24 protein-coding genes are annotated in these 25749 nt (G+C 56.0%); 16 read left to right on the top strand and 8 right to left on the bottom strand.

What is annotated here, in order from left to right; translation table 11 throughout:
* Position 1 precedes the first annotated feature (1 nt).
* The 3 genes from LB462_RS04310 (at position 2) to fhuB (ending at position 3673) form a co-directional block, all read left to right on the top strand.
* Positions 2-781 carry an ATP-binding cassette domain-containing protein gene (locus tag LB462_RS04310; protein WP_224506135.1) on the top strand — a complete coding sequence of 260 codons (780 nt, stop codon included), beginning with the start codon at positions 2-4 and terminating at the stop codon, positions 779-781.
* Positions 782-890: 109 nt separating this feature from the next.
* A complete protein-coding gene (locus LB462_RS04315; protein WP_255626426.1) occupies positions 891-1649 on the top strand; it encodes an iron-siderophore ABC transporter substrate-binding protein in 759 nt (252 codons plus the stop codon).
* Entirely contained in the window at positions 1646-3673 is a 2028-nt protein-coding gene (fhuB, locus tag LB462_RS04320; RefSeq protein WP_224506137.1) for a Fe(3+)-hydroxamate ABC transporter permease FhuB, read from the top strand. Before LB462_RS04315 ends, fhuB begins: the two co-directional genes overlap by 4 nt.
* On the opposite strand, the gene LB462_RS04325 is transcribed toward fhuB, so the two are convergent.
* The gene (locus LB462_RS04325) at positions 3627-4145 is read right to left on the bottom strand and encodes a sigma-70 family RNA polymerase sigma factor (RefSeq protein WP_224506138.1); all 519 of its coding nucleotides are present in this window, start codon (positions 4143-4145) and stop codon (positions 3627-3629) included. The genes fhuB and LB462_RS04325 overlap by 47 nt on opposite strands.
* A 284-nt stretch (positions 4146-4429) precedes the next feature.
* Here LB462_RS04325 and LB462_RS04330 point away from each other — a divergent pair, with 284 nt between their 5' ends.
* The 5 genes from LB462_RS04330 (at position 4430) to LB462_RS04350 (ending at position 9973) form a co-directional block, all read left to right on the top strand.
* Entirely contained in the window at positions 4430-4993 is a 564-nt protein-coding gene (locus tag LB462_RS04330) for a methylated-DNA--[protein]-cysteine S-methyltransferase (RefSeq protein ID WP_224506139.1), read from the top strand.
* Positions 4994-5377: 384 nt separating this feature from the next.
* Positions 5378-5884, top strand: coding sequence for a Csu type fimbrial protein (locus tag LB462_RS04335; RefSeq protein WP_224506140.1), 507 nt, complete (start codon positions 5378-5380; stop codon positions 5882-5884).
* Between the two features lie 21 nt (positions 5885-5905).
* Positions 5906-6625, top strand: coding sequence for a fimbrial biogenesis chaperone (locus LB462_RS04340; RefSeq protein ID WP_224506141.1), 720 nt, complete (start codon positions 5906-5908; stop codon positions 6623-6625).
* Positions 6597-9026, top strand: coding sequence for a fimbria/pilus outer membrane usher protein (locus LB462_RS04345; protein WP_224506142.1), 2430 nt, complete (start codon positions 6597-6599; stop codon positions 9024-9026). The genes LB462_RS04340 and LB462_RS04345 overlap by 29 nt, the downstream gene beginning before the upstream one ends.
* Complete coding sequence (locus LB462_RS04350; protein ID WP_224506143.1) at positions 9023-9973, top strand: Csu type fimbrial protein; 951 nt, start codon at positions 9023-9025, stop codon at positions 9971-9973. The genes LB462_RS04345 and LB462_RS04350 overlap by 4 nt, the downstream gene beginning before the upstream one ends.
* A 48-nt stretch (positions 9974-10021) precedes the next feature.
* On the opposite strand, the gene fae is transcribed toward LB462_RS04350, so the two are convergent.
* Complete coding sequence (gene fae / locus LB462_RS04355) at positions 10022-10561, bottom strand: formaldehyde-activating enzyme (protein ID WP_224506144.1); 540 nt, start codon at positions 10559-10561, stop codon at positions 10022-10024.
* Positions 10562-10947: 386 nt separating this feature from the next.
* Between fae and LB462_RS04360 the strand changes: the two genes are divergently transcribed.
* Positions 10948-11601, top strand: coding sequence for a TerC family protein (locus LB462_RS04360; protein ID WP_112531122.1), 654 nt, complete (start codon positions 10948-10950; stop codon positions 11599-11601).
* 117 nt (positions 11602-11718) lie between these two features.
* Complete coding sequence (locus tag LB462_RS04365) at positions 11719-12666, top strand: DUF930 domain-containing protein (protein ID WP_224506145.1); 948 nt, start codon at positions 11719-11721, stop codon at positions 12664-12666.
* Positions 12667-12701: 35 nt separating this feature from the next.
* Here the strand turns inward: LB462_RS04365 and LB462_RS04370 are convergent, their stop codons facing one another.
* The 3 genes from LB462_RS04370 to LB462_RS04380 form a co-directional block, all read right to left on the bottom strand.
* Positions 12702-13343: an adenylate/guanylate cyclase domain-containing protein gene (locus LB462_RS04370; protein ID WP_224506146.1), complete on the bottom strand. Its 642-nt coding sequence runs from the start codon at positions 13341-13343 to the stop codon at positions 12702-12704.
* Positions 13344-13498: 155 nt separating this feature from the next.
* Positions 13499-14941, bottom strand: coding sequence for a sensor histidine kinase (locus LB462_RS04375; protein WP_224506147.1), 1443 nt, complete (start codon positions 14939-14941; stop codon positions 13499-13501).
* A complete protein-coding gene (locus LB462_RS04380) occupies positions 14938-15657 on the bottom strand; it encodes a response regulator (protein ID WP_112531118.1) in 720 nt (239 codons plus the stop codon). Before LB462_RS04380 ends, LB462_RS04375 begins: the two co-directional genes overlap by 4 nt.
* A gap of 278 nt (positions 15658-15935) precedes the next feature.
* Here LB462_RS04380 and LB462_RS04385 point away from each other — a divergent pair, with 278 nt between their 5' ends.
* The 5 genes from LB462_RS04385 to LB462_RS04405 all read left to right on the top strand — a co-directional run bounded on the left by LB462_RS04385 (position 15936) and on the right by LB462_RS04405 (position 20394).
* Positions 15936-16091 (top strand): hypothetical protein, encoded by a 156-nt coding sequence (locus tag LB462_RS04385; protein ID WP_224506148.1) that lies wholly within the window; start codon positions 15936-15938, stop codon positions 16089-16091.
* A gap of 96 nt (positions 16092-16187) precedes the next feature.
* On the top strand, positions 16188-16850 hold the full coding sequence (locus tag LB462_RS04390) for a 2Fe-2S iron-sulfur cluster-binding protein (RefSeq protein ID WP_224506149.1): 663 nt from the start codon (positions 16188-16190) through the stop codon (positions 16848-16850).
* A 3-nt stretch (positions 16851-16853) separates the two neighbouring features.
* Positions 16854-17840 carry an FAD binding domain-containing protein gene (locus tag LB462_RS04395; RefSeq protein WP_224506150.1) on the top strand — a complete coding sequence of 329 codons (987 nt, stop codon included), beginning with the start codon at positions 16854-16856 and terminating at the stop codon, positions 17838-17840.
* Between the two features lie 8 nt (positions 17841-17848).
* The gene (locus LB462_RS04400; protein WP_224506151.1) at positions 17849-20137 is read left to right on the top strand and encodes a xanthine dehydrogenase family protein molybdopterin-binding subunit; all 2289 of its coding nucleotides are present in this window, start codon (positions 17849-17851) and stop codon (positions 20135-20137) included.
* Positions 20138-20139: 2 nt separating this feature from the next.
* Complete coding sequence (locus LB462_RS04405) at positions 20140-20394, top strand: hypothetical protein (protein ID WP_224506152.1); 255 nt, start codon at positions 20140-20142, stop codon at positions 20392-20394.
* A gap of 104 nt (positions 20395-20498) precedes the next feature.
* Here LB462_RS04405 and eglC read toward each other — a convergent pair whose 3' ends face one another.
* The 3 genes from eglC to LB462_RS04420 form a co-directional block, all read right to left on the bottom strand.
* Positions 20499-21941 (bottom strand): endo-1,3-1,4-beta-glycanase EglC, encoded by a 1443-nt coding sequence (gene eglC, locus LB462_RS04410; RefSeq protein ID WP_224506153.1) that lies wholly within the window; start codon positions 21939-21941, stop codon positions 20499-20501.
* Between the two features lie 164 nt (positions 21942-22105).
* Complete coding sequence (gene kdgD, locus LB462_RS04415; RefSeq protein WP_224506154.1) at positions 22106-23020, bottom strand: 5-dehydro-4-deoxyglucarate dehydratase; 915 nt, start codon at positions 23018-23020, stop codon at positions 22106-22108.
* 113 nt (positions 23021-23133) lie between these two features.
* A complete protein-coding gene (locus LB462_RS04420; protein WP_224506155.1) occupies positions 23134-23862 on the bottom strand; it encodes a FadR/GntR family transcriptional regulator in 729 nt (242 codons plus the stop codon).
* Positions 23863-24136: 274 nt separating this feature from the next.
* Here LB462_RS04420 and LB462_RS04425 point away from each other — a divergent pair, with 274 nt between their 5' ends.
* On the top strand, positions 24137-25741 hold the full coding sequence (locus LB462_RS04425) for an ABC transporter substrate-binding protein (protein ID WP_224506156.1): 1605 nt from the start codon (positions 24137-24139) through the stop codon (positions 25739-25741).
* Positions 25742-25749: the final 8 nt, after the last annotated feature.

The raw sequence follows: 25749 nt of genomic DNA on the forward strand, positions 1-25749 counted from the left end.
GATGAACGGATCCGCCTTTTCGCTGAATGGTATCGGTTACGACGTTGATGGACGGACACTGCTCCATCCATTGACGCTGGACATTCCACAGGGCGAGGTGGTCGGTATCCTTGGCCACAACGGGTCCGGAAAATCCACGCTGCTGAAGATATTGGCGCGTTTTCAGTCGCCAACGCACGGCCGCGTCGAATGTCTGGGGCAGGCGCTGGGATCGTTCCGGTCCAAGGAATATGCCAGGAAGGTTGCCTATCTGCCGCAACAGACTCCCGACACTGACGGCATGACCGTAAGGGAAGTCGTTGCTCTTGGCCGCTATCCCTGGCACGGGGCGCTTGGACGTTTTTCCAGCAACGACAGGGCCAAGGTTGGCGAAGCACTGGAGCTGACATCCATGACGGCGATGGCCGATCGTATTGTCGATACTCTGTCCGGCGGTGAACGCCAACGTGCCTTCCTGGCGATGCTGGTCGCCCAGGACACCGAGTGCCTGCTTCTTGACGAGCCGATCTCGGCTCTCGACATCAATCATCAGATCGAGGTGATGCGCCTGATTCAGAAGCTGGCGCACGATCACGGTCGCTCCGTGCTTATCGTTCTGCATGACATCAACATGGCAGCGCGCTATTGCGACCGGTTGATTGCACTTTCCGGCGGCAAGCTCGTGGCTCACGACGAGACCGAAACGCTGATTACTGCGGACAGGCTCGATGCGATCTATGGCGTGCGCATGGGGATATTCCGGCATCCGGAAACGCAAGCGCCCATCAGTTACGTTCTCTAAGCCAATGTCCTCAATACGCAGACGCGACTTTCTGTTTGGTGTGGTGGCAACGCTTGGTTGTTTGCCGGCAAAGGCGCAGGGCGCAAGTTCTACTCCGAGAGTTGTTTCGTTGGACTATGGTCTGGCGCAGACATTGATTGAGCTTGGCGTGCCACCAATCGGGCTGATTGACACGACGGGATGGGCGAACTGGACAGTGGAACCGCCTTTGCCGCCAAACGTGGCCAATCTCGGCTCCTCCCATGAGATCAACATGGAGCTGTTGCAGCTGTTGAGACCCGATCTGATTGTGTCGACGCCGTATCTTGAATGGGTCAGGCCCCAGCTGGAGCAAATCGCGCCGGTCAAATCGTTCCCGATACACGCACTCGGGTCATCACCGTTTCCCCATATCATCGACGCGACGCGGGAACTCGGCCGTGTGCTCGGGCGCGCGACAGAGGCGGAATCGCTCATCGACCGCTCGGAGATGGAATTGCGTGCAGCACGGGCGGCGACCAGCCATCTCGGAAAGGTCGCAGTGATTACCTTCATCGACGAACGCAACATCCGGATATACGGACCGGGCGGCATTTTTCAGGATGTGTTCGATCGTCTTGGACTAGAAAATGCCTGGACGCGGCCAACCAACGAATGGGGATTCGGCGATATCGGTATGGCCGATCTGTTTGATATTGGCGACGCGCGGCTCTTCTACATGGACCCGGTCCCACCGGATGTGCTTGCAAACTTGCCGGGTAGTCCCCTTTGGCAAAGCATGCCGTTCGCGCAGTCAGGAAATGCCCAGCGCATGGCGAGCGTGCTGATGTTTGGCACACTGCCTGCGGCAACCCGTTTTGCCCGATTGCTCGTCGAAGGCAGCGCATGAGACATATAGCTGCCCGTCCATGGCTCACCACCGGCTTGTTGTGGTGCATCGCCGTCGCCATCGCTGCATTCAACCTCGGTCCGTTGATCGGCAGCACCGGAGTACGTGCTGTGTTTTCGCTGCCGTCAGCCGGTGACAGCCAGGCAGTCCTTCTGCACTATAGTGTATTGCCACGGCTGATGATGTCTTGCGTCTGCGGCTTCGCACTAGGATTATCCGGCGTGCTTTTCCAGCATGTGCTGCGCAATCCGCTCGCTTCACCTTCGACCTTGGGCGTAGAGGCAGGGGCCCAACTCGCGCTCGGCGCCGCGATGCTTTGGTTTCCGGCACTTCTCGGCTGGAGCCGCGACACTGCAACGGCTTTCGGTGGCTTCGCCGCGATGGCCGTCGTCTTTGCCGTCGCATGGCGATTCAAGTTCCAACCGATTGCCGTCATCCTGACAGGCCTGGTTACTGGCCTCTACTGTACGGCAATCGTTACGCTGCTGACGTTGATGAACGACCACTATCTGTCAGGTCTGTTCGTCTGGGGTGGCGGATCGTTGAACCAGAACGACTGGCGCTCGGTTGCTGGACTTTTCCCGAAAGTAATTGGCTGTACCGTACTAGCGCTGCTGCTGGTCCGGCAGCTGAGTGTCCTGACGCTTGGTGAGGCAGCGCAAGGGCTTGGAGTCAAACTGCAATTTGTCCGGGCCGCTGCGCTGTTTGTCGCCGTGGCCCTGACGACGTTCACGGTCAGCGCTGTAGGTGTGATCGGCTTTCTCGGCCTCGCTGCACCCGCGATCGCGAGGGCTATTGGCGCCCGGCGGATCAATACCCGGCTCATTGTTGCTCCGCTCATCGGCGCTGCATTGCTGATCATCGTTGATCAGATCATGCAAATCTATACCGCAAAAACAGGAAGCTATATTCCGACCGGTGCGGCGACTGCGCTGATCGGGGTGCCAGTGCTTCTGTTCGTCATGTTGAAGCGTGGCGGTTCGCTGCAAACGGCGGTTCAAAGCGGATCGTCCCCCGCCGCAAGCAGCCGGCCCCTGATCCTGATAGCGACGCTTGCCGGTCTCGTCCTGGCCGTAGCAATGGTCGCGATATTTGTCGGCAAGGGCGTCGACGGATCGTGGATAAGCAGCACCGGCGCGACACTGAAATCCCTGCTGCCATGGCGGCTTCCCCGGCTCCTAGCCGCAACTTCCGCGGGTATCATGCTGGCGCTTGCGGGCAGCCTGCTGCAGCGTCTGACCGGCAACGCCATGGCAAGTCCTGAGGTTCTGGGTGTCAGTGCCGGAACAGCGTTCGGATTGCTTTGCATCTTGTTCGTTGTACCGGAACCGACCATTAGCCATCGACTTATCGGCGGTTTTTTGGGCGCCGGGACAGTTCTCGCTATCCTCTTCGCGATGAGCCGCGCGGCGCACTCCGGTAACCAGTTTCTGATGTTCGGTGTATCGCTGGGAGCATTTCTGACGGCGTTGATCTCCGTCGTCCTCGCCTCAGGTGACCCGCGAGCCCTGTCACTGATCAGCTGGATGGCGGGCTCGACCTATGGGGTCAGTAGTGCCATGTCCTTGATAATAGCGGCATTGGCCATAGTCGGTGCCATCACGGCTATGCTCCTCGTTCGCCCGCTACAGCAATTCGCTTTGGGTGATCTATCGGCGCATTCACACGGCGTTGATGTGAAGAAGCTGCAGATCCTGATCCTCGCAGTAGCCGCGCTGCTGACAGCCATGGCCACGCTGATCGTGGGTCCGTTGAGCTTCGTCGGCCTGATGGCTCCGCATCTCGCGCAGCGGCTTGGGCTGACGCGGGGCCTGCCGCACCTGATGGGTTCGGCACTGTACGGAGCGCTGCTCATGGCAACAGCCGACTTCATCGGCCGCACCGCCTATTTCCCGTGGCAATTGCCGACAGGGCTTGTCGCTACACTGCTGGGCGGACCGGTGTTCGCATTGCTACTTATCCGCGGCCGCCGCTTGTCTAAGCTGCACGAAGGGTTTGCTGGCAGGCCCGGTGCCCATCTCTGATCATGAAATTGACGAGGGTTCTGGATACCCCCAGTTCTTCGGCAATATCCTTTTGTGGGATACCATCGATGCGATGGCGGACAAATGCGTCCTGAGTGCGCTTCGGCAGATTGTTCAATGAGTTCAGTACTTCCCACAAGGTTTCTGTGCTCACCAGACAGTCGAGCGCGCTGACGCTCGGGGCGGGGATGGATTCCATACCGTCGACGGGTGTCATGTTGAGCTTTTCATAGGACCGTTTGCGGGCCTCATCCAAAGCCAGATTGTAGACCATGCGGCAAGCATAGCCGACCGGACAACGGACGCAGCTTGACTGCATGGTGCATGCCTTAAGGACAGCATCATGAAATATATCTTCCGATTGCGTGCGGGAATGCAGAACGCCTTCGGCAATTTTCAGGAGCTTTGGCTTATATCGTATCAATACATCGACAAGGATATTGCCGTCATATAGATTTATTTCTTTTCTCATTATAGTATCTTCTTGGTAGACGATTGCAATGAGGAATAAAATGGCTTTTGTCCGCGCATTTTTATTTAAAATGCCCGAGTAAAATTGCCAGCGATGTTGCGGGGATAGCTATAAAATAATATGATAAAAAGAGTCAAGTTATTAAATCAAAATAGTTAGATGCTGCTCTCGCACATCTTTTCGACGACCTCCAACAACCGGGGGCTCGCACTAAGCAAGAATCGGGTTGAATTCGCGCGCCGATTGCACGATTTCTAAGGCAGTTGAAACGCGAGGGCCGTGCGATGGGCCAGACAGTGCATCATTATCTTATCTTCGAAACCGCGGGTGGCTTCTGCGGTATCGCCTGGAGCGATATCGGGATCACACGCTTTCAGTTACCGACAAAAAGTGCTGAGGCGGCAGAACGGTTGCTGCTCCGCAGGCTACCTGGCGCTGAACCTGGCCAACCCTCTGAGCAAGTGCTTCAAGCCGTGGCCGCAGCAAAGCGCTATTTCGAGGGCGAAGAGATTGATTTTTTCGGCTTCAAGCTCGATTTGGGCGAACAGGACGGATTTTTCGAGCAGATATATGCTGCGGCACGGCAGTTGGGTTGGGGCCATACGACGACCTATGGTGCCTTGGCCAAGCAACTTGGCGCAGGACCGGAAGCCGCGCGCGATGTTGGCCAGGCCATGGCCAGAAACCCGGTGCCATTGATTATTCCCTGCCATCGCGTATTGGCGGCCGGTGGCAAAGTCGGTGGTTTTTCCGCGCCCGGAGGCTCCGTCGCCAAGGCCCGCATGCTCGAGCTTGAGGGTGTTCATTTCCAATCACCGCAACCGGCGCAGAAATCGTTTGGGTTCTAAATACCGGAGCCGAACAGTCGGGCCCGACAGGGCGCCTGCCGTAGACAAACATCCGAGCTGCGAGAACATTCGTTCCAAAGTACAACCAAAAGTATTAAAACTGCGCAAAATATTGAGCCAGCAATGTTGACCCGTTTCATCAGTTTTTTGATATATTAGTCTGATATGGAACAGTATCATATGTTGTGCACCGCCAGTTTTTCCGACCACACTCTGGCTAAGTAATTGAAAAAACTGGCATATTGGCGTGAACGGCAAGCTCGCGGTTGCCTAGTAACTAGAAAGGTGTACTACTTTAGGATTATAATAGAGGACCATAATACTGATTCGTTTGTAATGGACTGGAGGCGGTTGCTACCGGCGCCGACATCCTGAGGAGGATAAATGAATTTTGGCATTTTGGAACGAGGTACTATTGCAGCATGTTTTGCTGTTTTGACCTGCCTCACAAGCCCTGCCTTGGCAGCCACAGCAACGGGGAGCTTTGCTGTCAGGATCACGATAACGACCGAGTGCAAGCTGGTGTCTGCTTCCGATCTGGATTTTGGATCGCATGGTGTCATTGATGCCAACCTCGACTCGACCAGCACCATCAGTGTGCAGTGCACGACGGGCACCCCCTATAATGTGGGCATTGGCCTCGGTACAGGATCCGGAGCTTCGCTTACCGCCCGCTTGATGACCGGACCAGGCGCTGCCACGGTCAGCTACAATCTCTACCGCGATGTCAACCATACGAATGTCTGGGGGACTACGGTGTTGACGGACACGGTATCCGGTACGGGGAATGGTGCCGTGCAGCCGATTACGGTGTTTGGGCGCGTTGCCCCCCAATCTACACCCGGTGCGGGCGCCTATAGCGACACAGTTGCAGTAACCGTTACTTACTGACCATCTTCCAAGGAGAACCGAATGCGGACCATGCTATATAGCATCGGCGCGATGAGCCTCTTCATGCTCTTTTCCGATGTGGCCCAAAGTGCTTCCTTACGTGTTTCGCCGACCAATCTTGAGATGGTCGCGCCAGGCAGTGCCGGTGTCCTCACATTGACGAACGAGGCCAAGCGGCCGATCAATGTGCAGATCCGTGTGTTCCGCTGGACGCAGGTAAATGGCGTGGAACAGCTCGAGCCGACGAACGACGTCATTGTCAGCCCTCCATCCACGACCCTGCCCAGCGCCAAAGAGTATGCGGTTCGTGTCGTGCGGGTTACGAAAAAGCCGGTTGCAGGCGAGGAAGGCTACCGCGTCATTGTTGATGAACTACCCGATCCGTCGCGCAAACGAGCAGGGACTGTTGCGCTTGTCGTTCGCTATTCGATCCCTGTCTTCTTCAAGGATGAGGACGCCTCGCCGCCGAAGGTGGCTTGGGGGCTCGTGAAGTCGAAGGGCGCGCTGATGCTGAGAGCACGCAACACAGGTGATACACGGTTGAGGCTTGCCGACGTGCAGTTGAGCCAAGGTGGCCGCGTACTCGGCAATCGCAAGGGATTGGTCGGCTATGTTCTTGGCGAATCGAGCATGGAGTGGCCCATTGCTTCGGGCAAATCGGTCTCTTCCGGGTCGGCCGACCTGAAGGCGCAAAGCGATTTCGGACCGCTCAATGCCGATGTTTCTATCAGCGGCCGGTAGAGCGCTGGCGATTTTCTGCATGGGCATCTGCACGTTCTCGTCTGGTCGAGCCCAGAACCAAGGTCCACCGACACCTGATCAGAACATATCTCCGGGCGTCGAGGCGAGAGATCTTTATCTTGAGGTTTTTATCAATGATACCTCGACTGAAATGATTGGCGCCTTCAGGCAACTTGCCGATGGCGGCCTGTCGGCGACGCCGGAGGAGTTGGGGGAAGTCGGATTGAAAGCCAACACCAAGCTTCGCGAACCCAACGGCTCCGTAAGGCTCAAGGATCTCCCTGGTCTCGTCTACCGGGTAGACGCCGCCACCCAACGGCTCTACGTCACAATTGATGACAGTGGTCGAGCAGCTAAGATCATTGATATAAACCCCAAGGCAACGGATGAGGAGACGCAAAAGCCTCAGTCGAGTTATGGCACTGTGCTGAATTATTCGCTCTTCGCGGGCACCAATGACCTTATGGATGGTAATGTCAAACCATTCCAGGGAATCTCCGGCGGGTTCGATGCGCGGTTCTTCAGCCCCTATGGAACGCTGAATCAATCCTTTACGGCAAATATGTCGGATGGCAAGCTCGAGGGAGTGAAAAGGCTTAACACCACGTGGAGTTATTCCGATGCCGAACGGCTGATCACCTACCGCGCGGGAGATTTCATCTCGGGAGGCCTGCCGTGGACGCGGCCGGTCTTTCTGGGCGGCATGCAGGTGCAACGCAATTTCTCCCTGCGCCCAGATCTCATAACGCTGCCGGTGCCGGTGCTTTCGGGCACTGCGGCGGTACCCTCGACACTTGAGGTCTTCACGCAAAATGTCAGGACGTATAGCGGGGCGGTGCCTTCCGGGCCATTCGAGGTGACAAATTTTCCGGTTTTCTCCGGGCAGGGCGAGGCACAGATCGTCCTGCGGGATACGTTGGGCCGCGAGACGCGAACGACACTACCATTTTATTCGTCGAGCCTGTTGCTGCAAAAAGGCCTGATCGATTTTTCCGCTGATCTCGGCTTCCCGCGCCGCAACTACGGTACCGAGTCCAACGACTATGACGGTGATCTGATGGGCGTCGCCACCTTCCGTTATGGTCTCACCAATTGGCTGACGCTGGAGGGGCACTTCGAAGGCGGGGTGGATCTGCTAAATGGCGGGGTTGGGGCGGCGTTTCCATTCGGCGCCTATGGAGTAGCCTCGGTCGCTGCCGCTGGAAGTAGTCATGATGGCGACACCGGCATGATCCTCAACGGGTCTGTGGAGGTGACGCATGGCAACTACACCTTGTTCGCGCGCTTGCAACACGCTTTCGGTGGCTACGATGACATCGCCTCGGTCTCTGCCGATGATGAGCTTGATCCGATTTTTGATCCGAGCGGCGTCACCGTCTTCAGCCCACGCGTGCCGCGGTCGCTGGCGCAGGTCACCCTGTCAACACCGGGGCCATTCGATCGCAGCAACCTGAACTTCTCCTATACGCAGCTCGACCTCGACAGAGGCGATGACAGCAAGATCATAGGGGCGTCCTTCAGCCAGTCATTGTTCAAGAGCAGTTCATTCTATGCCACTGCCTTCGCAGACCTGGAAGACAGCGAGAGTTTCGGTGTCTTTGCCGGGCTGACCATCCCGTTCGACAATGACATCAATGTTTCGACCGGTTACGAGCAGACCGCCGATGGACCAGCGGGATTTATCGATGTGGCGAAATCGGAAAGGCAGGAGGAGGGCAGCTATGGATGGCGCCTGAGAACCAGCGAAGGTAGCAACCCGGACCGTTCTGCGTCTGCGAGTTACCGGGCGCGCTATGCGAGGATCGAAGGCAGCGCGCAGCAGTTCGACGATACGGTTCGCGCCAATGCGCAGATTGACGGCGCGATTGCCGTCGCTTCAGGAGGCGTCTTTGCCACCAACCGCATAGACGATGCCTTCGCGGTCGTGGATGTCGGGGCGCCGGATATCGACGTTTCATTCGAGAACCGTCCGGTTGGGCGAACAAACCGAAGCGGACGGATACTGGTGCCAAATCTCAGATCGTATGAGCCGAACATCGTGGCCATCGATCCGAAAAATCTGCCCGTCGACGCAAGCATAGGCTCGACGCGCAACGTGGTCGTGCCCGCAGATCGCAGTGGCGTCGTCATCAACTTCGACGTTGAAGAAACAACCGCATCTGCGCTTGTTACGTTTCTTGATGCGAGCGGTAAGGCCTTGGAAGCGGGCCTGCGTGGCCATGTGGAGAGGACAGGAAAGGAATTTGTGATCGGATATGACGGCGAAGCCTATATATCCGCGCTTGGTGCACAGAACGACATTGTAGTCGACCTACAGGATGGCAAGAGTTGCCGGGCGCGTTTTCCGTATCAGGCAAAGCAGGGGACGCAGGTCAAAATCAAGAGTGTGGTTTGCTCGTGAAACGTTTGCTGACCGGTCTCCTGCTGTTCATCTGCCTGCAAATGCTGCCAACGCAAATACAGGCTCAGTCCTGCACGTTCAGTACATCCAACATGGTATTTTCCGGAAGCCCATTATCCGGCGCCGCGATCAACGGGACGACGAGCCTCACGGCAAACTGTTCGGCGGCACTCGGTTTATTCCGCCGTGTCCTGATCTGTCCCAACCTCAATGCCGGCACTGGCGGCGCAACCTCAGCCACGCGATTGATGACCGGCCCGATAGCGCTCAACTACCAACTCTATCAGGATTCGGCCCGGCAAACCGTCTGGGGATCTTGGACGTGGGCGTTTTCCGCCAGACCCCCACAATTTTTTGTCGATATACCCGCGCTGCTGGGATCTGGTTCGACAACCGTTACAATGTATGGGCAGATCTTCCCCAATCAGACGACAGCACCGGTCGGGAGTTATTCATCGAATTTTTCCGGAGCCCAGACGACGTTCCGCTATCGTTTCGACGACGGGGCAGGGTGCGCCAATCTCTCGGGAGCATCAGGAACCACCAACTTTACCGTCAGTCTGCAGACCGTAAAAGATTGCCTGGTGTCGGCGCAGAATATCGATTTCGGCAATCGCGGCGTATTGAGCGCCAATATCGACCAGAATGGTCAGGTGTCGGTCAACTGTTCACCGAACACACCGTATGTCGTGGCGCTTGGTCCGGGCGGTGCGAATGCTGGACCGACCGCCAGACGCATGACCAAAGGCGCAGAATTCATCACCTATGGTCTTTACCGGGACGTAGCACGCACCTTGCCATGGGGAAATACGTCCGGCACCGATACGCTTGGCGGCACCGGGACTGGTGTGACGCAAAACCTGCCTGTTTATGCACGTATTCCGCCTCAGACTACACCAACGCCTGGCCTCTACAGCGATACAATCGTCGTGACGGTGACCTATTGACGGAACCGTTCGGAATTTACCGCATGCAGGCGGCCTCAGCCCTGCCGATCAATAATCGATGATGCCTTCCAGCGCGTAATGTTTGACGGTCTTGCGGTTGGCGATGAGTTCTTCGACCGTGGGTCTGCCGGTCATTGCCCGGGAAATCGCGAGCTTCGTCGCTTCGTAGTTGGTACGGTAAAGATCCTTGTGGTCGAGATTCTCGTCGTCGACGCAGCGGGGATCGAGCCAGACGGTAATGATCATGCAGAGTTCATCGGCTTGATCGCGGGGGAGAATATCTTCGATGAGACAGTCGACGATCGCATCGCCCATCGCCGCCTGTACGACCCCGCCGAGCAGTTCCGCATATGCCATGTTCTTGATTGTGACCTTGGTGGTCATCATCGTGGCCGGCCGTACCGCTTGATTGAGATCCCGCACCACGAACATACGGGTGTGACCCTTGACCTGTCCCATCATCGACGCAAATGCCTGCCCGACCGGACCCCTGACCGAGCCGATGACCACCTCGGGCATGGCGTCGGTCACCTGACCCTCCGCAGCCAAAACCGTTGCTTCACCCGTACGAAACCAAATATCAGTCATGTGCTTCCCTCTCGATTGCAGGCAGAACCTATCGACATCCTTAGTACCGGTCCAGCGGACGAAAAGTCGCTCATTGCACCAAGGCAATACTGCGTGTGCGTCAGATCAAACCGCAGCCACATTTCGAATCCGGATATTGCCCCCTTGAGTTCGCGGCGCGATTCGAATAGGAATGGCACATCAGGCCGGGCCCCTCTGGCAGTTCTTGGAGCTGCGATGTCGGACTGAGTGTTCAACTGGATGGCCTGGTTTCCTGGAATACAATCGACCGTAATTTTTTCACAGTTCAGTCCGCATTCCAAACGAAAGTGCAGATTGCCGTTGCTTTGTGATTTCGGATATTTCATGGAATTTGGGCGCCCCCAATTATGGAAAACGGGTACCACATGAGCGAACTTCTCAGTGCCAGCGCACTTTCAGCCCTACTCCAGGTCATCATGATGGATCTGGTCCTGGCTGGCGACAATGCAATCGTCATCGGCCTGGCCGCCGCTGGCCTGCCAAAGGATCAGCGTGCCAAAGCCATTCTCCTCGGTATTATCGCAGCCACGGTGCTTCGTATCATTTTTGCGATCGCTACCACCCAGCTGCTGCAGATCATAGGTCTTCTACTAGCCGGCGGTATCCTGCTGCTTTGGGTTTGCTGGAAAATGTGGCGGGAGCTTCGCACCACCCATGCTGAAGAGACCGAAGCCAATGAGGCACTGCTACGGGGGGATATTGATGGTGACGGGAAAATTGCTGCGGGGGCTCCGCGCAAGACTTTCGCGCAAGCTGCATGGCAGATCGTCATCGCGGATGTTTCGATGTCGCTCGACAATGTGCTGGCTGTAGCCGGCGCTGCGCGTGATCATATTGAAATACTTGTCTTTGGTTTGATCTTGTCGATCGCCCTTATGGGTATTGCCGCAAGCTTCATTGCGCGCTTGCTTCAGCGTCACCGCTGGATCGCCTATGTTGGTCTTCTGATCATTCTCTACGTGTCGCTGGAAATGATTTATCGCGGAGCCAATGAGGTCTTCGCATACGCGAGCGTCTGATTGATTTGCCGGCGGGGCATTGCGCCGCCGGCAATTCGACTATCGGATTGCGGCCCCTTGTTGCCGACCCTGCTAAAGCCTAGGTTTGAAGGATGCGGGTCCGGTATCGTCTGAGCAATGCAACACTATAAGAAGCCGTGGAGGGGATGGGGCGCACTAGCGTCTGTCGCCCTGCATCTGTCAGTGGCATTTCTGTTGCTGTTCCGGCTGGCCGAGGCGCTGCCAAAACCACCGGAAGAAGCTATCAAGGTAGAGGTCGTGCCTCCGGCGCCGCCCAAGCCGCCGGAGAAGACGCAAAACAAGCCAGCCGAGAGCAAGCCACAACCGGCGGCACCACTATCTCCGCCGCCGCCACAGGCGTTCGAGTCCGCTCTCGCCAAAACCGACGAGAAGGTGATCGAATCGCAGCTGCCTCCCGAAGAGCAAGAGGCGCCTCAAAGTGCCGATTCAACACCGCAGGATGCTGCTCCGGCAAAGCCAGAGACGGAGAAGGAACCGCCCGCAGAAAAGGCGCCGTCCGCCACCAAGCCTGACTTGCCAAAGCTTGATCTTCCCGTGACGGACAGAGGCGACGTACCGCGCAAGGACGAAGCTCCGACGGCGCAACAGGTAGCGGATGCAAAAGCACTCGCGCAAAGTCAGAAGGCACCTGCACAGAAGAAGCCGGCGGAGCCGAAAAGCGGCAAGCAGAAGCCGCTCAAACTTGCCCGAGCGAAGAAACTGTTTTCACCCAATGCCTTGTCGGACTCGAGGGTGAGACAGGCGATAGGCAATCTCCCGATAAACCGGAGGATCACGCAGTTGTGCGGTATTGAAGCAATGGAACAGGTTCGCAACGAAAGGCCTGATGCCGACTTGCTGGCATACAGCCCGTCCGGCCGAACCATCGCGAGCGGTACATTGAGTTCCCGGGAGGGAGCATTTCGAAACAGGTCCAATTGGTACAATCTGGACTTCAAATGCCAGGTCGATGCGGCAGCGATGGAAGTCGTTTCCTTCAGTTTCGGAATTGGCAACCCGGTACCAAGAAACGATTGGCCCGCACGCAAGCTGCCAGTAGACTAGTTCCCGGCGACTGTGGCGTGAGGCGACTTGGGGCCTCACGCAGAGATGCGGATTGAAAGCAATCCAGCCCGATCACGGACCTTTGCGGTTATCGCTGAATGAAGCCGACTGGCTCCACTTTCCGCTGGTGTGATTGCGGATGCCATCCGCACCAGTTCGTCGGAGGCGATCAGATCAGTTGAATAGGCTCTCGTCATCTGTTCGAGGCGGCTTGCAGTATTTACCGTATCGCCGAACACGCTCATTCGACTTTCAGACAAACCCGGGATCTGACCCAGAACAACTGGTCCGGCATGAAGGCCCACACCAATATTCAAACTCGGTCTATGGGAGCGATCTTCGCGGTTCCAGGCCTCCACTGACTCAAGCATAGCAAACCCGCATCGGAGCGCTTTCGACGATACAGCGGACGGTGTGCCACACCACGCTGCCATGACCTCGTCGCCGGTGTTCGTGATTACAGTCGCAGAAAATCGTGAGACTACCTGTGCCATCCGCCGATGAAATGCTGAAAGAGCGTGGAATGCCGAGGATAGATCGACGGCCTGGCAAAAACGTGTGAAGCCTTTGATATCTGCAAAAAGCACAGAAGCGAAAACCAATTTCGCATCGCGGTTATCCATTTCGAAAGGGATAGGAAAATTGCTGCGGCCAACGTGATTTTCAACGCGTAACATTTTGACATCCTCATTTGTGAATGTGCAAGAGACCTGCATATTCAGTTATGAGGCGTATATTGCGCGCGAGATGTCGCAGAGGTTTGTCGGAAGGCACGCGTTTTTGACCCCACCCGTAACGATTGGGTACCTTGCTACATTTCGATACATATATTTCAGGAAATTCGTTGAGCTGCAGGAAGCGCAACCACCACCCTCAGGCCGCTACCGCTATTGTGAAGAGCGATCTCCCCCCCGTGATGATGAATGATTGCCCGAGCAATCGACAAACCGAGACCGACCCCGCCCGTTTCCCGGTTGCGGGATTGCTCCAGCCGGAAAAACGGAGCGAATACATCCTCGAATGCGGTTTCCGGTATGCCTGGTCCATCATCTTCGACAATGATGTCGATGCCCTCGTGCCGCTTCCCGACGCTGACGCGCGCCCTTTCGCCATAGCGGACAGCATTTTCGATTAAATTGCGGAAGGCACGTCGCAAAGCATCGGGTCGGCATCGGTAGACTATCTTTTCGCCTTCAAGAAACTTGACGTCCTGACCGAGCTCCGCCATGTCGTCGCAAATGCTCTCGACCAGCGCAGAGATATTCATGGCACGTGTGTTCTCAACCGTGCCTTCCTCTCGCGCAAACGCCAAGGCCGCTTCCGTCATCGTTTGTATCTCGTCTATAGTCGCAAGCATTCGCTGTTGCACGTCCGGTTCTGTGACAAATTCCGCCCTCAGGCGGAGCGATGTAAGTGGCGTTCGCAGATCATGGCCAATGGCGGCCAGCATCCGGGTTCGGTCCTCGACAAAACGATGCAAACGGCATTGCATGCGATTGAATGCTTCGGCAGTCTGGCGGATATCGTCAGGTCCTGCTTCCGGAAGCGGTTGTACACTTTCACCTCGCCCCAAGGCTTCAGCTGCCATGGCAAGGCGACGCATCGGACTTGCGATCTGCCTGGCCACGATGACACCGATCAGCGAAAGAATTGCAGCTGTTATACCAAGGGACGATAGAGACTGGACGTTCCAGATGGAATTTGGAACCGATTTGGCATAGGCCGTGTTCAACCAGGTACCATCGCTTAATTCAACGGCTAGCCCCATTCCGTTTGAATGGCCGAGATAGAGGAATTTTGCTGGCTGCGGTATCGTCCAGACATGCGAACCAAGTGTAGTCCATGAATCAGATTGTGCAGCCAGCGCCTGGAAGGGCGAAGGTTCAGGCCGGGCAGTTTCTGCGGCGGTTGATGTAGCTGCTCCAGGCATTTTGAACTTCAGGGCTTTTAGATTTGGCATGGGTTTTGACAATTGCACCCATGCCTCGCGACGCCACGCGTCCGCGTCCGCCGGCGCTTGAGAGGATAGCCAGAACCGGCTGTAGGCGGTGCCGGTTGCATCCAGGACATCGTTGCGAAACCCCGTTGGTATGGTTTCGAGCAGCGTTGCAAGGGAAGCCGTTCGGCTGAAAAACTCTGCCTTTGCGGCCGCCTGCAGTGCTTTACCCCGCTCGTCCCACGAAACGAAAAAACTGAGTGCCTGGGAGAGCGCGAGCGCCAGCAGCATCAAGCCTATGAATTGTGCGGCCAGACTGCGCTTCCACCACCGTTTCATGCCCGCTCCACCTCTGCGCAAAGACTGTAGCCACCGCCCCAGTGTGTCTTGATAATCGAAGGATTCTTGGGATCGACCTCGACTTTCTTGCGTAACCGGCTGACCTGGTTGTCTATGCTCCGGTCGAATGAATCGGCGCTGCGACCGACGGTCAGGTCCATAAGCTGATCGCGGCTGAGCACCATTCCGGGATGTTCGAGAAAGGCCTTGAGTAGCCGAAATTCTGCCGTACTGAGCGGGACGCCAACGCCGTCGCCCCCCAGTAATTCCCGGCGTCCGACATCCAGACTCCAGCGCTCGAAACTGATCGTCTTTGCCTTGGGCATTTCGCGCTGTGGCGGCAGGCTATTGACCCTCCGTAAGACTGCCCTGATCCGCGCGAGCAGCTCACGTGGATTAAAGGGCTTGATGAGATAGTCGTCGGCTCCAAGCTCCAGACCAATAATGCGGTCCGTATCATCGGCCATGGCAGTCAGGAAAATGATCGGCAGCTCGGTCGAACGGCGTAGCTGCCGGCAAACGGACAAGCCGTCTTCCCCGGGCATCATGATATCAAGAATGATAAGGTCCGGAGCGTTGCGTTCGAGCAGTCGTCTCAGTGCCGACCCGCTTTCAGCGACGCTGATGCGATATCCTTGCTGAGTGAGATATTTGCCAACAAGGTCGCGGATATCCCGGTGATCGTCGACTACTGCGATATGGGGTACGGATTCCATCGGGCACGTCCCTAACTTTAATGCACACGCGTGAAATATCACTCGAAGTAGTTTTCCGGTATCCGGAAAATTGTATCAAAGTTTGTCAAGCAATATCGGGTTGGCTACCTGGCCGTCGCGTTGATGCTGGTAATTTGTAGCGAAATGTCCCGTCATGCAATCCTGCGATACTTTGCGACAACTCTGCCCTGGGTACGGCACAACTCTGCGACAAACCGCAAATACGCTGTCTGATGTCAATGAAACAGTCCATCGACTAATCAGAAAGCGAGATCGTCATGAACAAATATCTGATCGCCGCCATCGCAACAGCGAGTATTGCGTTCTCAGCCGGAACTGCGCTTGCGTGCCAGAAGCTCAACTCCGCCAATACGCAGACAGAGCAGGCTCCGCAAACGCCATCAAGCTCCGATACGAAGCAGCAGCCAGGCTGATGATTTAGTCCTGAACGCTCAGAAGCTCGTGCCGGCGGGCCATCGGTCTGCCGGTACGTTTCCCTTGACCGTTGTCGTCTCCAAGGAGTGGAAGCAATGAATGAAGAGTCTCAAAAAACGGGTCCGACACGCCGAGCCGTTCTGGAATCCGGTGCAGCGGCTGGATTCTTCCTCGCAACTGGATTGCCAGCGACGGGCCAACAAATGCCTACCACTGGGGATGATGATGCAGGCATAAGGGTCGTTGATCCGGTGGAATTGACCTTGAACATCAACTTGCGCAACTATTCTGTTGGCGTCGATCCCCGTACTACATTACTCGATGTGTTGCGCAATCATCTTGGTCTGACCGGTTCCAAGAAAGGTTGCGATCATGGTCAGTGTGGAGCATGCACCGTGCTGGTCAACGGCCAACGGATCAATTCCTGCCTCACGCTGGCAGTAATGCATGACGGTGACGCCATCACGACCATCGAGGGCCTTGCGAAAGGCGCCGATCTCCATCCCATGCAGGCTGCATTCATTGCACATGACGGATTTCAGTGCGGATACTGCACACCCGGCCAGATTTGCTCGGCCGTCGGCATGCTGCAAGAAGCGGCAGTCGGCTGGCCAAGCCATGTCAGCGAAACGCTTTCTAGCCCTAGCGTCTCCTTGACTGATGCGGAGATACGCGAGCGCATGAGCGGAAATATCTGTCGCTGCTCTGCATACCCCAATATTGTCGCTGCTATTCGCGACGTAGCCGGAGAGGTTTGAAACATGAAACCTTTCACCTATCAAAGGGCAGGCGAACTGCGCGAAGCATTGGCAGGTGCCGCTGGTACACCAAGCGCCAAATTCATCAGTGGCGGCACGAATTTGCTCGACCTCATGAAGCTGGAAATCGAACGGCCAGCCCATTTGGTCGACATTAACCATCTGCCCTTTAGTGGAATTGAAGAAACAGCAGAAGGCGGCCTGCGTATCGGTGCACAGGTGCGTAACAGCACGCTCGCTGCTGATCCACGAATAAGATCGGATTATCCGGTCCTGGCACAAGCACTGCTTGCGGGCGCTTCCGCGCAAATCCGCAACAAAGCGTCGACAGGTGGCAACCTGCTGCAGAGGACGCGTTGTTACTACTTCTATGATCGCAATATGCCTTGCAACAAGCGCAAGCCCGGTTCCGGGTGTGCAGCGCTCCATGGCTTCAACCGTATGCACGCTGTGCTTGGATCAAGTGAAGCCTGTATTGCCGTACATCCGTCGGATATGGCGGTCGCCATGACGGTGCTCGACGCATCCGTCGAGACGATTGATACCGAAAGGGTAACAAGACAAATCCCTATCGGCGATCTGCACCGACTGCCTGGCACAACGCCCGATATCGAAACACCGCTCAAGCTTGGGGAAATGATCACGGCGGTTATCCTGCCGCCGGTCCAGCCCGGGAGGCATATCTACCGCAAGGTTCGTGACCGGGCATCCTATGCCTTCGCACTCGTATCGGTCGCAGCAATTGTCGACGTTGCAGGTGAGACAATTACAGGCGCGCGGTTTGCACTGGGCGGCGTCGCCGCCAAACCATGGCGCACTCCCGAAGCCGAGGCAATCCTGCTTGGCGAGAAGGTTTCGACGGAAGTTTTTCAACGGGCGGCGGAGATCGCTTTGGCAAATGCCATCGGTCGTGGCGGCAACGACTTCAAAATCCCCTTGGCAAAGCGGACGATACAACACGCGCTTGCTGTTGCTTCACAACGCGGATGAGGAAGACCATGTCCAATTCAACACCAATGGCGAACACCGGAAAAACCTGGATTGGCCAGCCGGTCGATCGCGTCGATGGCGCGCTGAAGGTGACGGGACAGGCCGTCTACGCTTATGAGCATAGGGCAGATGATCCGGTTGCCTATGGTTATATTCTTGGGGCCGGCATCGCGCGCGGCCGCATCTCTGCGATCGATACCGCGCAGGCCGAGGCAATGCCGGGTGTCCTCCGTGTGATGACGCATAAGAATGCACCGGCACAACCTGCATTTGGTCCGGCTGTCACGCCCGCGGTGCGTGAAGTCTTTACCCGTCCGCGACCCGTCCTCTCGACTGATCGCGTTCGCTACTATGACGAGCCTGTTGCCTTGGTCGTGGCAGAAACGTTTGAGGCGGCACGAGGTGCCGCCGGACTTATTGCGATCGAATACGAAGACGAGCGCGGTGCGTATGATCTAAGCAGGCACCTTGCGGATGCCTATGCGCCGCAGCGCACCAATGCAGGTTTTCAAACGGATTCACTTGTCGGCGACTTTGAGGCAGCGTTTGCTGATAGCGACGTCAAGGTCGATACAATCTATACGACACCCTACGAACATCACAATCCGATGGAACCGCATGCCACACTCGCAGCTTGGTCCGGCGATGAAGTGACAATTTACACGAGTGCCCAGACCCTTGCGAATTTCCAGGCCGGTATTGCCAATACGTTGCAAATCCCGCCTGACGAGGTGCATCTCGTCAGTCGCTTTATCGGAGGCGGATTTGGCTCGAAATTGATCGTGCATGCCGATACCATTCTTGCCGCACTCGCCGCCAGGGAACTCCAGCGCCCGGTCAAGATTGCGCTGACGCGGCAACAGATGTTTGCAAATGCGGGCCACCGCGCAAAAATGATCCAGTCGGTCCGGCTGAGCGCCGACCGTGATGGCAAGCTCACCGGCATCGCCCATGACGTCTGTTCGGCAACCTCCCGGTTCGAAGAATTCTGCGAACAGACGGCCGTGTTTGCGCGATCCCTCTATGCGGCTCCAAATCGGATCACGAGGCATCGTTTGGTTGGTCTGGACACAAACCGCGGTGAGTGGATGCGGTCGCCGGGCGAAGCGCCAGGCATGCTCGCATTTGAATGTGCCATGGACGAGTTGGCTGATCAGATCGGTAATGATCCGATCGAATTGCGTATCCGCAATGAGCCCGAGGTAGATCCGGAGCGCAACGTTCCGTTTTCCACACGCAACCTCGTCGCCTGTATGCAAGAGGGCGCGCGTCGCTTTGGATGGGAGCAAAGACAGGCGAAGCCGGGTACGGTGCGAGAAGGACGCAAGCTGATCGGCCTTGGCATGGCGGCTGCGATCCGGCCCAATTACCTTGGCGCGTCGGCAGCCCGGATAGGCATCGACGGGAACGGGCGGGTGAAAGTTGAGCTCGATATGACCGATATCGGCACGGGCACCTATACCATCCTGGCACAGATCGCTGCCACCAGCCTCGGTCTCCCCCTTTCCGCAATTGATGTCCAACTCGGCGATAGCCATTTTCCGCGCACGGCGGGATCCGGCGGGTCGTGGGGAGCGGCGAGCGCCGGCTCCGCCGTCCACAATGCTTGTGAAGCGTTGAAGCAAAAAATAGCGAAGGTTGCACAAGAGGTGCGAGGATCGCCCTTTTTTGGTTTGAATCTCGACGGAACCGAATTCAGGAACGGAGAAATCAGAATCGGGGATCGTTCGGAGAATCTTGCGAACCTCATCAAACGTGTGGCGCCGCAAGGACTGGACGCTCGAGGGGCCGTAGAGGCAGCCGGTGAGAATTACCGAAATTATTCCCAGCACGCCTACGGTGCACATTTCGTCGAGATAGAAGTCGATATGGATACCGCCGAGATACGGATCCGCCGCATGCTCAGTGTCATTGGTGCGGGTCGCATCCTCAATCCCAAAACAGCGCGCTCGCAAATTATCGGAGGCATGGTTTGGGGGATCGGCGCGGCGCTCATGGAAGAGAGTGTTCTTGATCCGAGATACGGTCACTTCGTCAATCACGATCTGGCGGAATACCATGTTCCGGTAAATGCGGATGTCCCGGACCTTGATGTGGTTTTTCTGGAGGAGCCCGATAGCAATGCAAATGTCTTTGGAAGCAAGGGAATAGGAGAATTAGGCGTTTGCGGCGCAGGCGCTGCTGTTGCCAACGCGATCTTCAATGCGACCGGAGTGCGCGTTCGCGAGTTTCCGATCACCTTGGACAAAGTATTGCCCGGGCTGCCTATTCAGATATCCAGAGCAAACAGGAGTTGACCATGCGAGAGATTGATCGTGTTCCTGAATATGTCCACGACCGAATTGAGAGGGCGAATAATCTCGGGCACAAATATATGGTCGGTGTCGGGCTTTGTGTCGTCCTGATTGCAACGATACAAGGAGGCTATGGGAATTCCGAATGGTTTGCAGGATCCTTGTCAGCTTCACGTCGTGCAGCCAGCGAAACATCACTGCAACAAACAACCGCCACGATGTGCAAGCGGCATCCGCTGAACCATGAAATCGATGCATAAAGCCATCAGCTGCTAGCGTAGAGCGGACCTTCATAGAATCGGTTACGATTAAAGACTTGCCCGATGCAGCTGCGTGTTTGAAAAAACCCTTTCCAACACGCGTCTTAAGTATGCCAGTCGGAAGTTTGCGAGGACAGCACGTCGGTGCCCGCGTCAACACCCAGGTCGTCGAGAGAATAGGCCCTGATGTAGTCGATTTTCATTTCAGAACCATCCCCCAGGCCGTCCGTTGGCGTGCCTGCTATGCCGCCGACGGCGAGGTTGACGAGCATGTACATCGGGTCATGCATGTCCGATGGGGTATCCGCATGCGCCACGGCAACGTCGTCAAAATACCAGACGACCTCATCTTCCTGCCATAACACGCCGTAGCTGTGAAATCCGTCGGTATCGCCGACGTGCACGGCGGCTGTCTCCGAGGTCTGTTGTCCAGTCTCGTTCGAATGGACTGTGACATCGATGGTGTTCGGATTCTGTCCGGTCATTTCCACGACGTCGAGTTCAGGAGGCCAGGAACCGTCTTCGGGAAGCAGCCAGAAAGCAGGCCACGCACCCGCATCGTCCGGCATGTCGGCGCGAATTTCGAAATAGCCGTAGGTCTGGGCAAAGGAGGGATGAGTCGTCAGCATGCCAGATGTATAGTCGTAATCTTCGACTTCGGATTTGATCGCGTCCGGCGTCTGTTCCGCGGTGATAGTCAAGACACCATCGTTCACGGAAAATGGATTGACCGAGGCTGTAGGCTGGTAGGCAGGGTTGACATACCATTGAAGCTCACCATTGCCTGACAGGGTCCCTCCCTTCTCGGGCGCCCACCAATATTTCGCCTCCCATGTACCGGTATCGCCGTCATGAAGCTGGAGCGAATTGAAATCGTCGGAAAATGTACGGGTCAAAGTGGAGCGGTCAAGGCTCAGTTCGAACTGATCCGCCCGGAGTTCGTCCGCGGTCGTATCGGTAAAGACCAGACTTTCGCCTGTTCCGAGAGAGAGCCTGAGATCGGTCCCTTCCTGGGTAAGATTACTGCGAACTTGCTCGAAAGAGGTCAGCCCGTAACCATCGAGGCGCACCACATCGTCGGATCCGAAATCGGTGAGGAGTTCGCTACCGTTGCCCCTCGTCATGATGAAAGTATCGGCACCCCCGGCGCCGGTCAGAACGTCGTTTCCCTCGCCGCCATCGATGGTTTGACTGCCGGTACCACCTATAATGATGTTATCGGCATTGTTGCCAAAGGCGTAACGCCCATCGCCTGTGACGGTCAGGTTTTCGAAATTTTCCCGCAGGGTGGAACTCATCCATGTATTTACGGTATCAACGCCTTGATCCGCTGCCTCATAGACGCGATTGATGCTTGAATAGCGATAGTAGATGTCGTCGCCCATCCCGCCGCGCATGGTGACGTCGACTGCGCTGTCTCCCCACAGGGAATCATTGCCATTCGTCCCATGAAGTTCGGAACCGGATCCGGTTGCGGAAAACCATGCCGTCGAGCTCCCGCTATAGTACAACGGTACACCCACGGCGTTCAGGACAGTTCTGCTCATCGAATTCTCTCCAACTTGCGTATCCGACCTCCTCATCGGATACGGACTGTCCTCCCACGGCAAAACGTAACATTCAGATTTCTAACGGTCCACCGTCTTGCAGAGGAATAATATTCTAAAACGTCGTTGCTATAGTCTTGTTGGAAAAGTACTAAGTTGGCTAATCAACGTTGAGAACCCAGCTTTTCGATAAGCTCCCCAAGGTCCTTCATGTCGCCGGCAGTGCAGTCGACCAACGGCGCGCGGACTGGCCCGGCGGAACGACCCACGATCGTTGCGCCTGCCTTGACGATACCTACTGCATAACCGGGAACACGGTTGCGAATGGCGATATAAGGCAGGAAGAATTCGTTCAACAGTCTTGCCGTCGTGTCGTGGTCATTTTCGGAGACGGCTCTGTAAAAGGTGAGGGCGGTACGAGGAATGAAGTTAAACACGGCCGACGAGTAAACAGCGACGCCCATCGCCTTATAGGCCTCCGCATAGACTTCTGCCGTTGGCAAGCCACCAAGGTAAGCGAAGCGATCGCCGAGCCGGCGGCGAATTGAAACCATATTCTCGATTTCACCAACGCCGTCCTTAAACCCGATCAGGTTCGGACATTTATCGGCGAGGCGCTCCAGCGCATCGGCATTCAGTTTGCAGACATTTCGATTGTAAACGATAACGCCAAGGCTGGTTGCGGCGCAGACCGCTTCGACGTGACGGCAGATTCCTTCAATGCTTGTCTCCGTGAGATAGTGGGGGAGCAGAAGTAGACCGGCAGCACCATTCTTCTCGGCATTGCGCGCCATCTCCGCGGCAATACGCGTCCCATAGGCGGCTGCCGCCAGGATCGGCACCTCCTTGCCGCAAGCCCCTACTGCGGTGCGCACGACATTGTCATGCTCGGCTGGTGTCAGTGAGAAACCTTCGCCAGTGCCCCCGCCGACAAACAGCGCCGACGCGCCGTAGGGGGCAAGCCACTCCAGGCGTTTTGCATATTCCACCGGGGCGAAATCGCCGTTCTCGTTGAAATCTGTCACGGAGAAAGACAGAAGACCGGAGCTTATCGTTTGTTTGAGTGTCTGTGGATGCATGGGAGCCTCGTATGAAATCGAAATTCACCAACGACTAGCACCATGTATGTCATCATACAACTCAATTAATCACAGAACCGAATTTCTGTGCCAGACATGCGGCAAACGAGAGTTTAGTCCGAATTGTTATTCACCTGCAGCGTGTTGTTCCGCAAGCGATCACGGCTGCTCCCGAGATGAAGGCGCATGGCAGCGCGGGCACCTTCGACATCCTGCATTTTTATGGATTGGTAAATCTGGTTGTGCTCGCGGTTGACTCGTTCCAGATATTCACGCTGCGGAAGGCCGCCGATCTTGTGGGTCTGCAAGCGTGTCCTGGGAATCAACACTTCACCCAAGTAGTTGAACATGCTGAGAAAATGGCGGTTCTTTGTCGCAGCGGCGATCGCGCGGTGAAACTCGAGATCTGCTTGAATAGAGTTTTCTCCGCGTTCGATCGCTTCATTCATCATGTCCAGTGCGTGCTTGATTCTGGCAAGTTCGCTCTCGTCCCGCCGCACCGCCGCGAGCGCTGCAGCTTCAAGTTCAATGCTGATTCGCAGCTCCATGACACTGAGGATTTCTTCGATGATTTCGAGATTGTCCTCCTCGATTCGGAAGGGAGCGGAGGGGATATCTTTTAGAACAAAGGCGCCGATACCCTGTTGCGTGTGGACCAAGCCTTTTGCTTTCAGATTGGCAATTGCCTCTCGTACGACAGTGCGGCTCACATTGAACTCGCCGATCATATCCTGTTCCGTTGGCAGCCGCTCGCCCCGCTTGTATTGCCCAGACGTTATACGGTCTGCAACGGCCTTAACCAGTTGACCTGTAAGCGTTTCTCGTTTGCCAATGCTCGACATGGTATCCTTCCGTATTGAATTCAGGTCGCAATAGGCCCGCGTTTAAGGCGCAGAATGAAAAGTAGGATATCATATATTTCCATGTGGAAAACCATTATCGTCGGGAATTTGTTTTTTGGGTCGTTTCCTATTTAATTGGATCTATTGGACCCCGTTGACCGAGATTTCCTTTCAAAGCCTGGCGTCTCAAGCAAATTTGCTCTTGCTTGCAACAAAGATCAATACTACGATGTCATACAACATAAGAATAAATTGGCTCGTAGGGAGGAAATCTATGACGCATTTTCGTGCTTTTCTAGCGGGGACGACAGCCATCGTTGCTGCCATGACAATGAATGTGGCCGAGGCAAAGACACCGCAGGACCAGCTGGTCATCGGCATGAATATGGTGAATCTCACCAGCCTTGATCCGCACAACGTCAATTCCTACGAATCCTATCATGTTATCGCCAATCTCTATGACACGCTTGTTCGCACCGATCCGCAGACGCCTGGCAAGGTACTGCCCATGCTGGCAAAATCCTGGAACGTATTGCCGGACGGCACGATCGAATTCACCTTGGATGACAAGGCGACTTTCCAAAGCGGTCGCAAGATCACAGCTGCAGACGTTGCTTATTCCCTGCAACGTGCTGTCAAGCTTGGCCTGCTCGCCAAGGCCTACTATGCAAATTGGGGCTATACGGCGGACAATGTAGACCAGAAATTCCACGCGAAGGACGACAATACCTTTGTTATGGAAGTTGCTACCCCCGTTGCGCCATCGCTCAAGCTTAACGCGCTCACCCGCGCCTACGGTGTGGTTCTCGACAAGGAAGTCCTCGCCAAGCACGAGAAAGATGGCGATATGGGCAGAGGCTGGCTCGCATCGAATGCTGCGGGCTCCGGTCCGTTCACCCTCAATCGCTGGAATCCCAATGACATTGTCGTGCTTAATCGCTTCGACGACTACTGGGGCGGCGAACCGAAGATGAAACGCGTACTCGTGCGCCATCTTCCGGAATCGCAGACAGAGCGTCTACAGCTGGAGAAGGGCGATCTCGATGTCGGTTTCCAGCTCGTCTCTGCCGACATCGATGGCCTCGCCAAAAATCCCGATATCGTCATTGACCGGCTTGTCGGGTCCGGCTTTTATTACATGATCATGAGCACGAAGGATCCGGAATTTGCCAAGCCGGAAGTACGCAAAGCATTGCGCTACTGCATCAACTACAAGGACATCAATGACGTCGTGATGAAGAATTACGGCAAGAGCGCAACCACATTCATTCCGTCGGATATTCCCGGCTATATCCCTGACATCGGCAACCAGTATGATCCGGAAAAGTGCAAACAGGATCTGGCCGCCGCCGGGTATCCCGAAGGCTTCAACAAACAGCTGCTCTCGCTCAACTCGACGCCCTATGCCGATCTTGCGACGGCCATTCAGCAAAATCTCGCTGTCGCCGGCGTCAAGGTCGACATCCAGACCGGTAATGGCGATCAGACCTATGGACCCATGCGTGACCGCAAATTCGAACTTGGTGTAGGCCGCACGGCTTCTTCGGCACAGACCGACGCGGACGGCTGGATCCGCACTCACGCCTATAATCCCGACAACACTGACGGCGCCAATCTCGCCAATCTGCAAGCATGGCGCGCATCGTTCCAATTGCCCGAGGTAAACAAACTGATCGACGAAGCTGCGGCCATCACCGACAATGAAGAAAAACGTGTCGAACTTTACAAGCAGGCGTTGAAGTTGTTTGAAGAGTCCGGTCCGCCCGTGATCCCGATTTCGCAGCGTGTCGATCCCTACGCAAAAAGCGCCCGGCTGAAAAATTATGTTGGTGATATCGGCTGGATGACCCGCTGGGATCAGGTCGAGAAGCAGGACTAGAAAAGCAA

The sequence above is a fragment of the Phyllobacterium chamaecytisi genome (genome assembly GCF_020164455.1).
GTDB lineage: Bacteria > Pseudomonadota > Alphaproteobacteria > Rhizobiales > Rhizobiaceae > Phyllobacterium > Phyllobacterium chamaecytisi.

What these genes read in the sequence shown, in the direction of transcription:
- LB462_RS04310 (WP_224506135.1), top strand. Translation starts at nt 2, where the DNA reads ATGAACGGATCCGCCTTTTCGCTGAATGGTATCGGTTACGACGTTGAT.
- fhuB (WP_224506137.1), top strand. Translation starts at nt 1,646, where the DNA reads ATGAGACATATAGCTGCCCGTCCATGGCTCACCACCGGCTTGTTGTGG.
- LB462_RS04325 (WP_224506138.1), bottom strand. Translation starts at nt 4,145, where the DNA reads ATGAGAAAAGAAATAAATCTATATGACGGCAATATCCTTGTCGATGTA.
- LB462_RS04330 (WP_224506139.1), top strand. Translation starts at nt 4,430, where the DNA reads ATGGGCCAGACAGTGCATCATTATCTTATCTTCGAAACCGCGGGTGGC.
- LB462_RS04335 (WP_224506140.1), top strand. Translation starts at nt 5,378, where the DNA reads ATGAATTTTGGCATTTTGGAACGAGGTACTATTGCAGCATGTTTTGCT.
- LB462_RS04340 (WP_224506141.1), top strand. Translation starts at nt 5,906, where the DNA reads ATGCGGACCATGCTATATAGCATCGGCGCGATGAGCCTCTTCATGCTC.
- LB462_RS04345 (WP_224506142.1), top strand. Translation starts at nt 6,597, where the DNA reads ATGCCGATGTTTCTATCAGCGGCCGGTAGAGCGCTGGCGATTTTCTGC.
- fae (WP_224506144.1), bottom strand. Translation starts at nt 10,561, where the DNA reads ATGACTGATATTTGGTTTCGTACGGGTGAAGCAACGGTTTTGGCTGCG.
- LB462_RS04360 (WP_112531122.1), top strand. Translation starts at nt 10,948, where the DNA reads ATGAGCGAACTTCTCAGTGCCAGCGCACTTTCAGCCCTACTCCAGGTC.
- LB462_RS04365 (WP_224506145.1), top strand. Translation starts at nt 11,719, where the DNA reads ATGCAACACTATAAGAAGCCGTGGAGGGGATGGGGCGCACTAGCGTCT.
- LB462_RS04370 (WP_224506146.1), bottom strand. Translation starts at nt 13,343, where the DNA reads ATGTTACGCGTTGAAAATCACGTTGGCCGCAGCAATTTTCCTATCCCT.
- LB462_RS04375 (WP_224506147.1), bottom strand. Translation starts at nt 14,941, where the DNA reads ATGAAACGGTGGTGGAAGCGCAGTCTGGCCGCACAATTCATAGGCTTG.
- LB462_RS04380 (WP_112531118.1), bottom strand. Translation starts at nt 15,657, where the DNA reads ATGGAATCCGTACCCCATATCGCAGTAGTCGACGATCACCGGGATATC.
- LB462_RS04385 (WP_224506148.1), top strand. Translation starts at nt 15,936, where the DNA reads ATGAACAAATATCTGATCGCCGCCATCGCAACAGCGAGTATTGCGTTC.
- LB462_RS04390 (WP_224506149.1), top strand. Translation starts at nt 16,188, where the DNA reads ATGAATGAAGAGTCTCAAAAAACGGGTCCGACACGCCGAGCCGTTCTG.
- LB462_RS04395 (WP_224506150.1), top strand. Translation starts at nt 16,854, where the DNA reads ATGAAACCTTTCACCTATCAAAGGGCAGGCGAACTGCGCGAAGCATTG.
- LB462_RS04400 (WP_224506151.1), top strand. Translation starts at nt 17,849, where the DNA reads ATGTCCAATTCAACACCAATGGCGAACACCGGAAAAACCTGGATTGGC.
- LB462_RS04405 (WP_224506152.1), top strand. Translation starts at nt 20,140, where the DNA reads ATGCGAGAGATTGATCGTGTTCCTGAATATGTCCACGACCGAATTGAG.
- eglC (WP_224506153.1), bottom strand. Translation starts at nt 21,941, where the DNA reads ATGAGCAGAACTGTCCTGAACGCCGTGGGTGTACCGTTGTACTATAGC.
- kdgD (WP_224506154.1), bottom strand. Translation starts at nt 23,020, where the DNA reads ATGCATCCACAGACACTCAAACAAACGATAAGCTCCGGTCTTCTGTCT.
- LB462_RS04420 (WP_224506155.1), bottom strand. Translation starts at nt 23,862, where the DNA reads ATGTCGAGCATTGGCAAACGAGAAACGCTTACAGGTCAACTGGTTAAG.
- LB462_RS04425 (WP_224506156.1), top strand. Translation starts at nt 24,137, where the DNA reads ATGACGCATTTTCGTGCTTTTCTAGCGGGGACGACAGCCATCGTTGCT.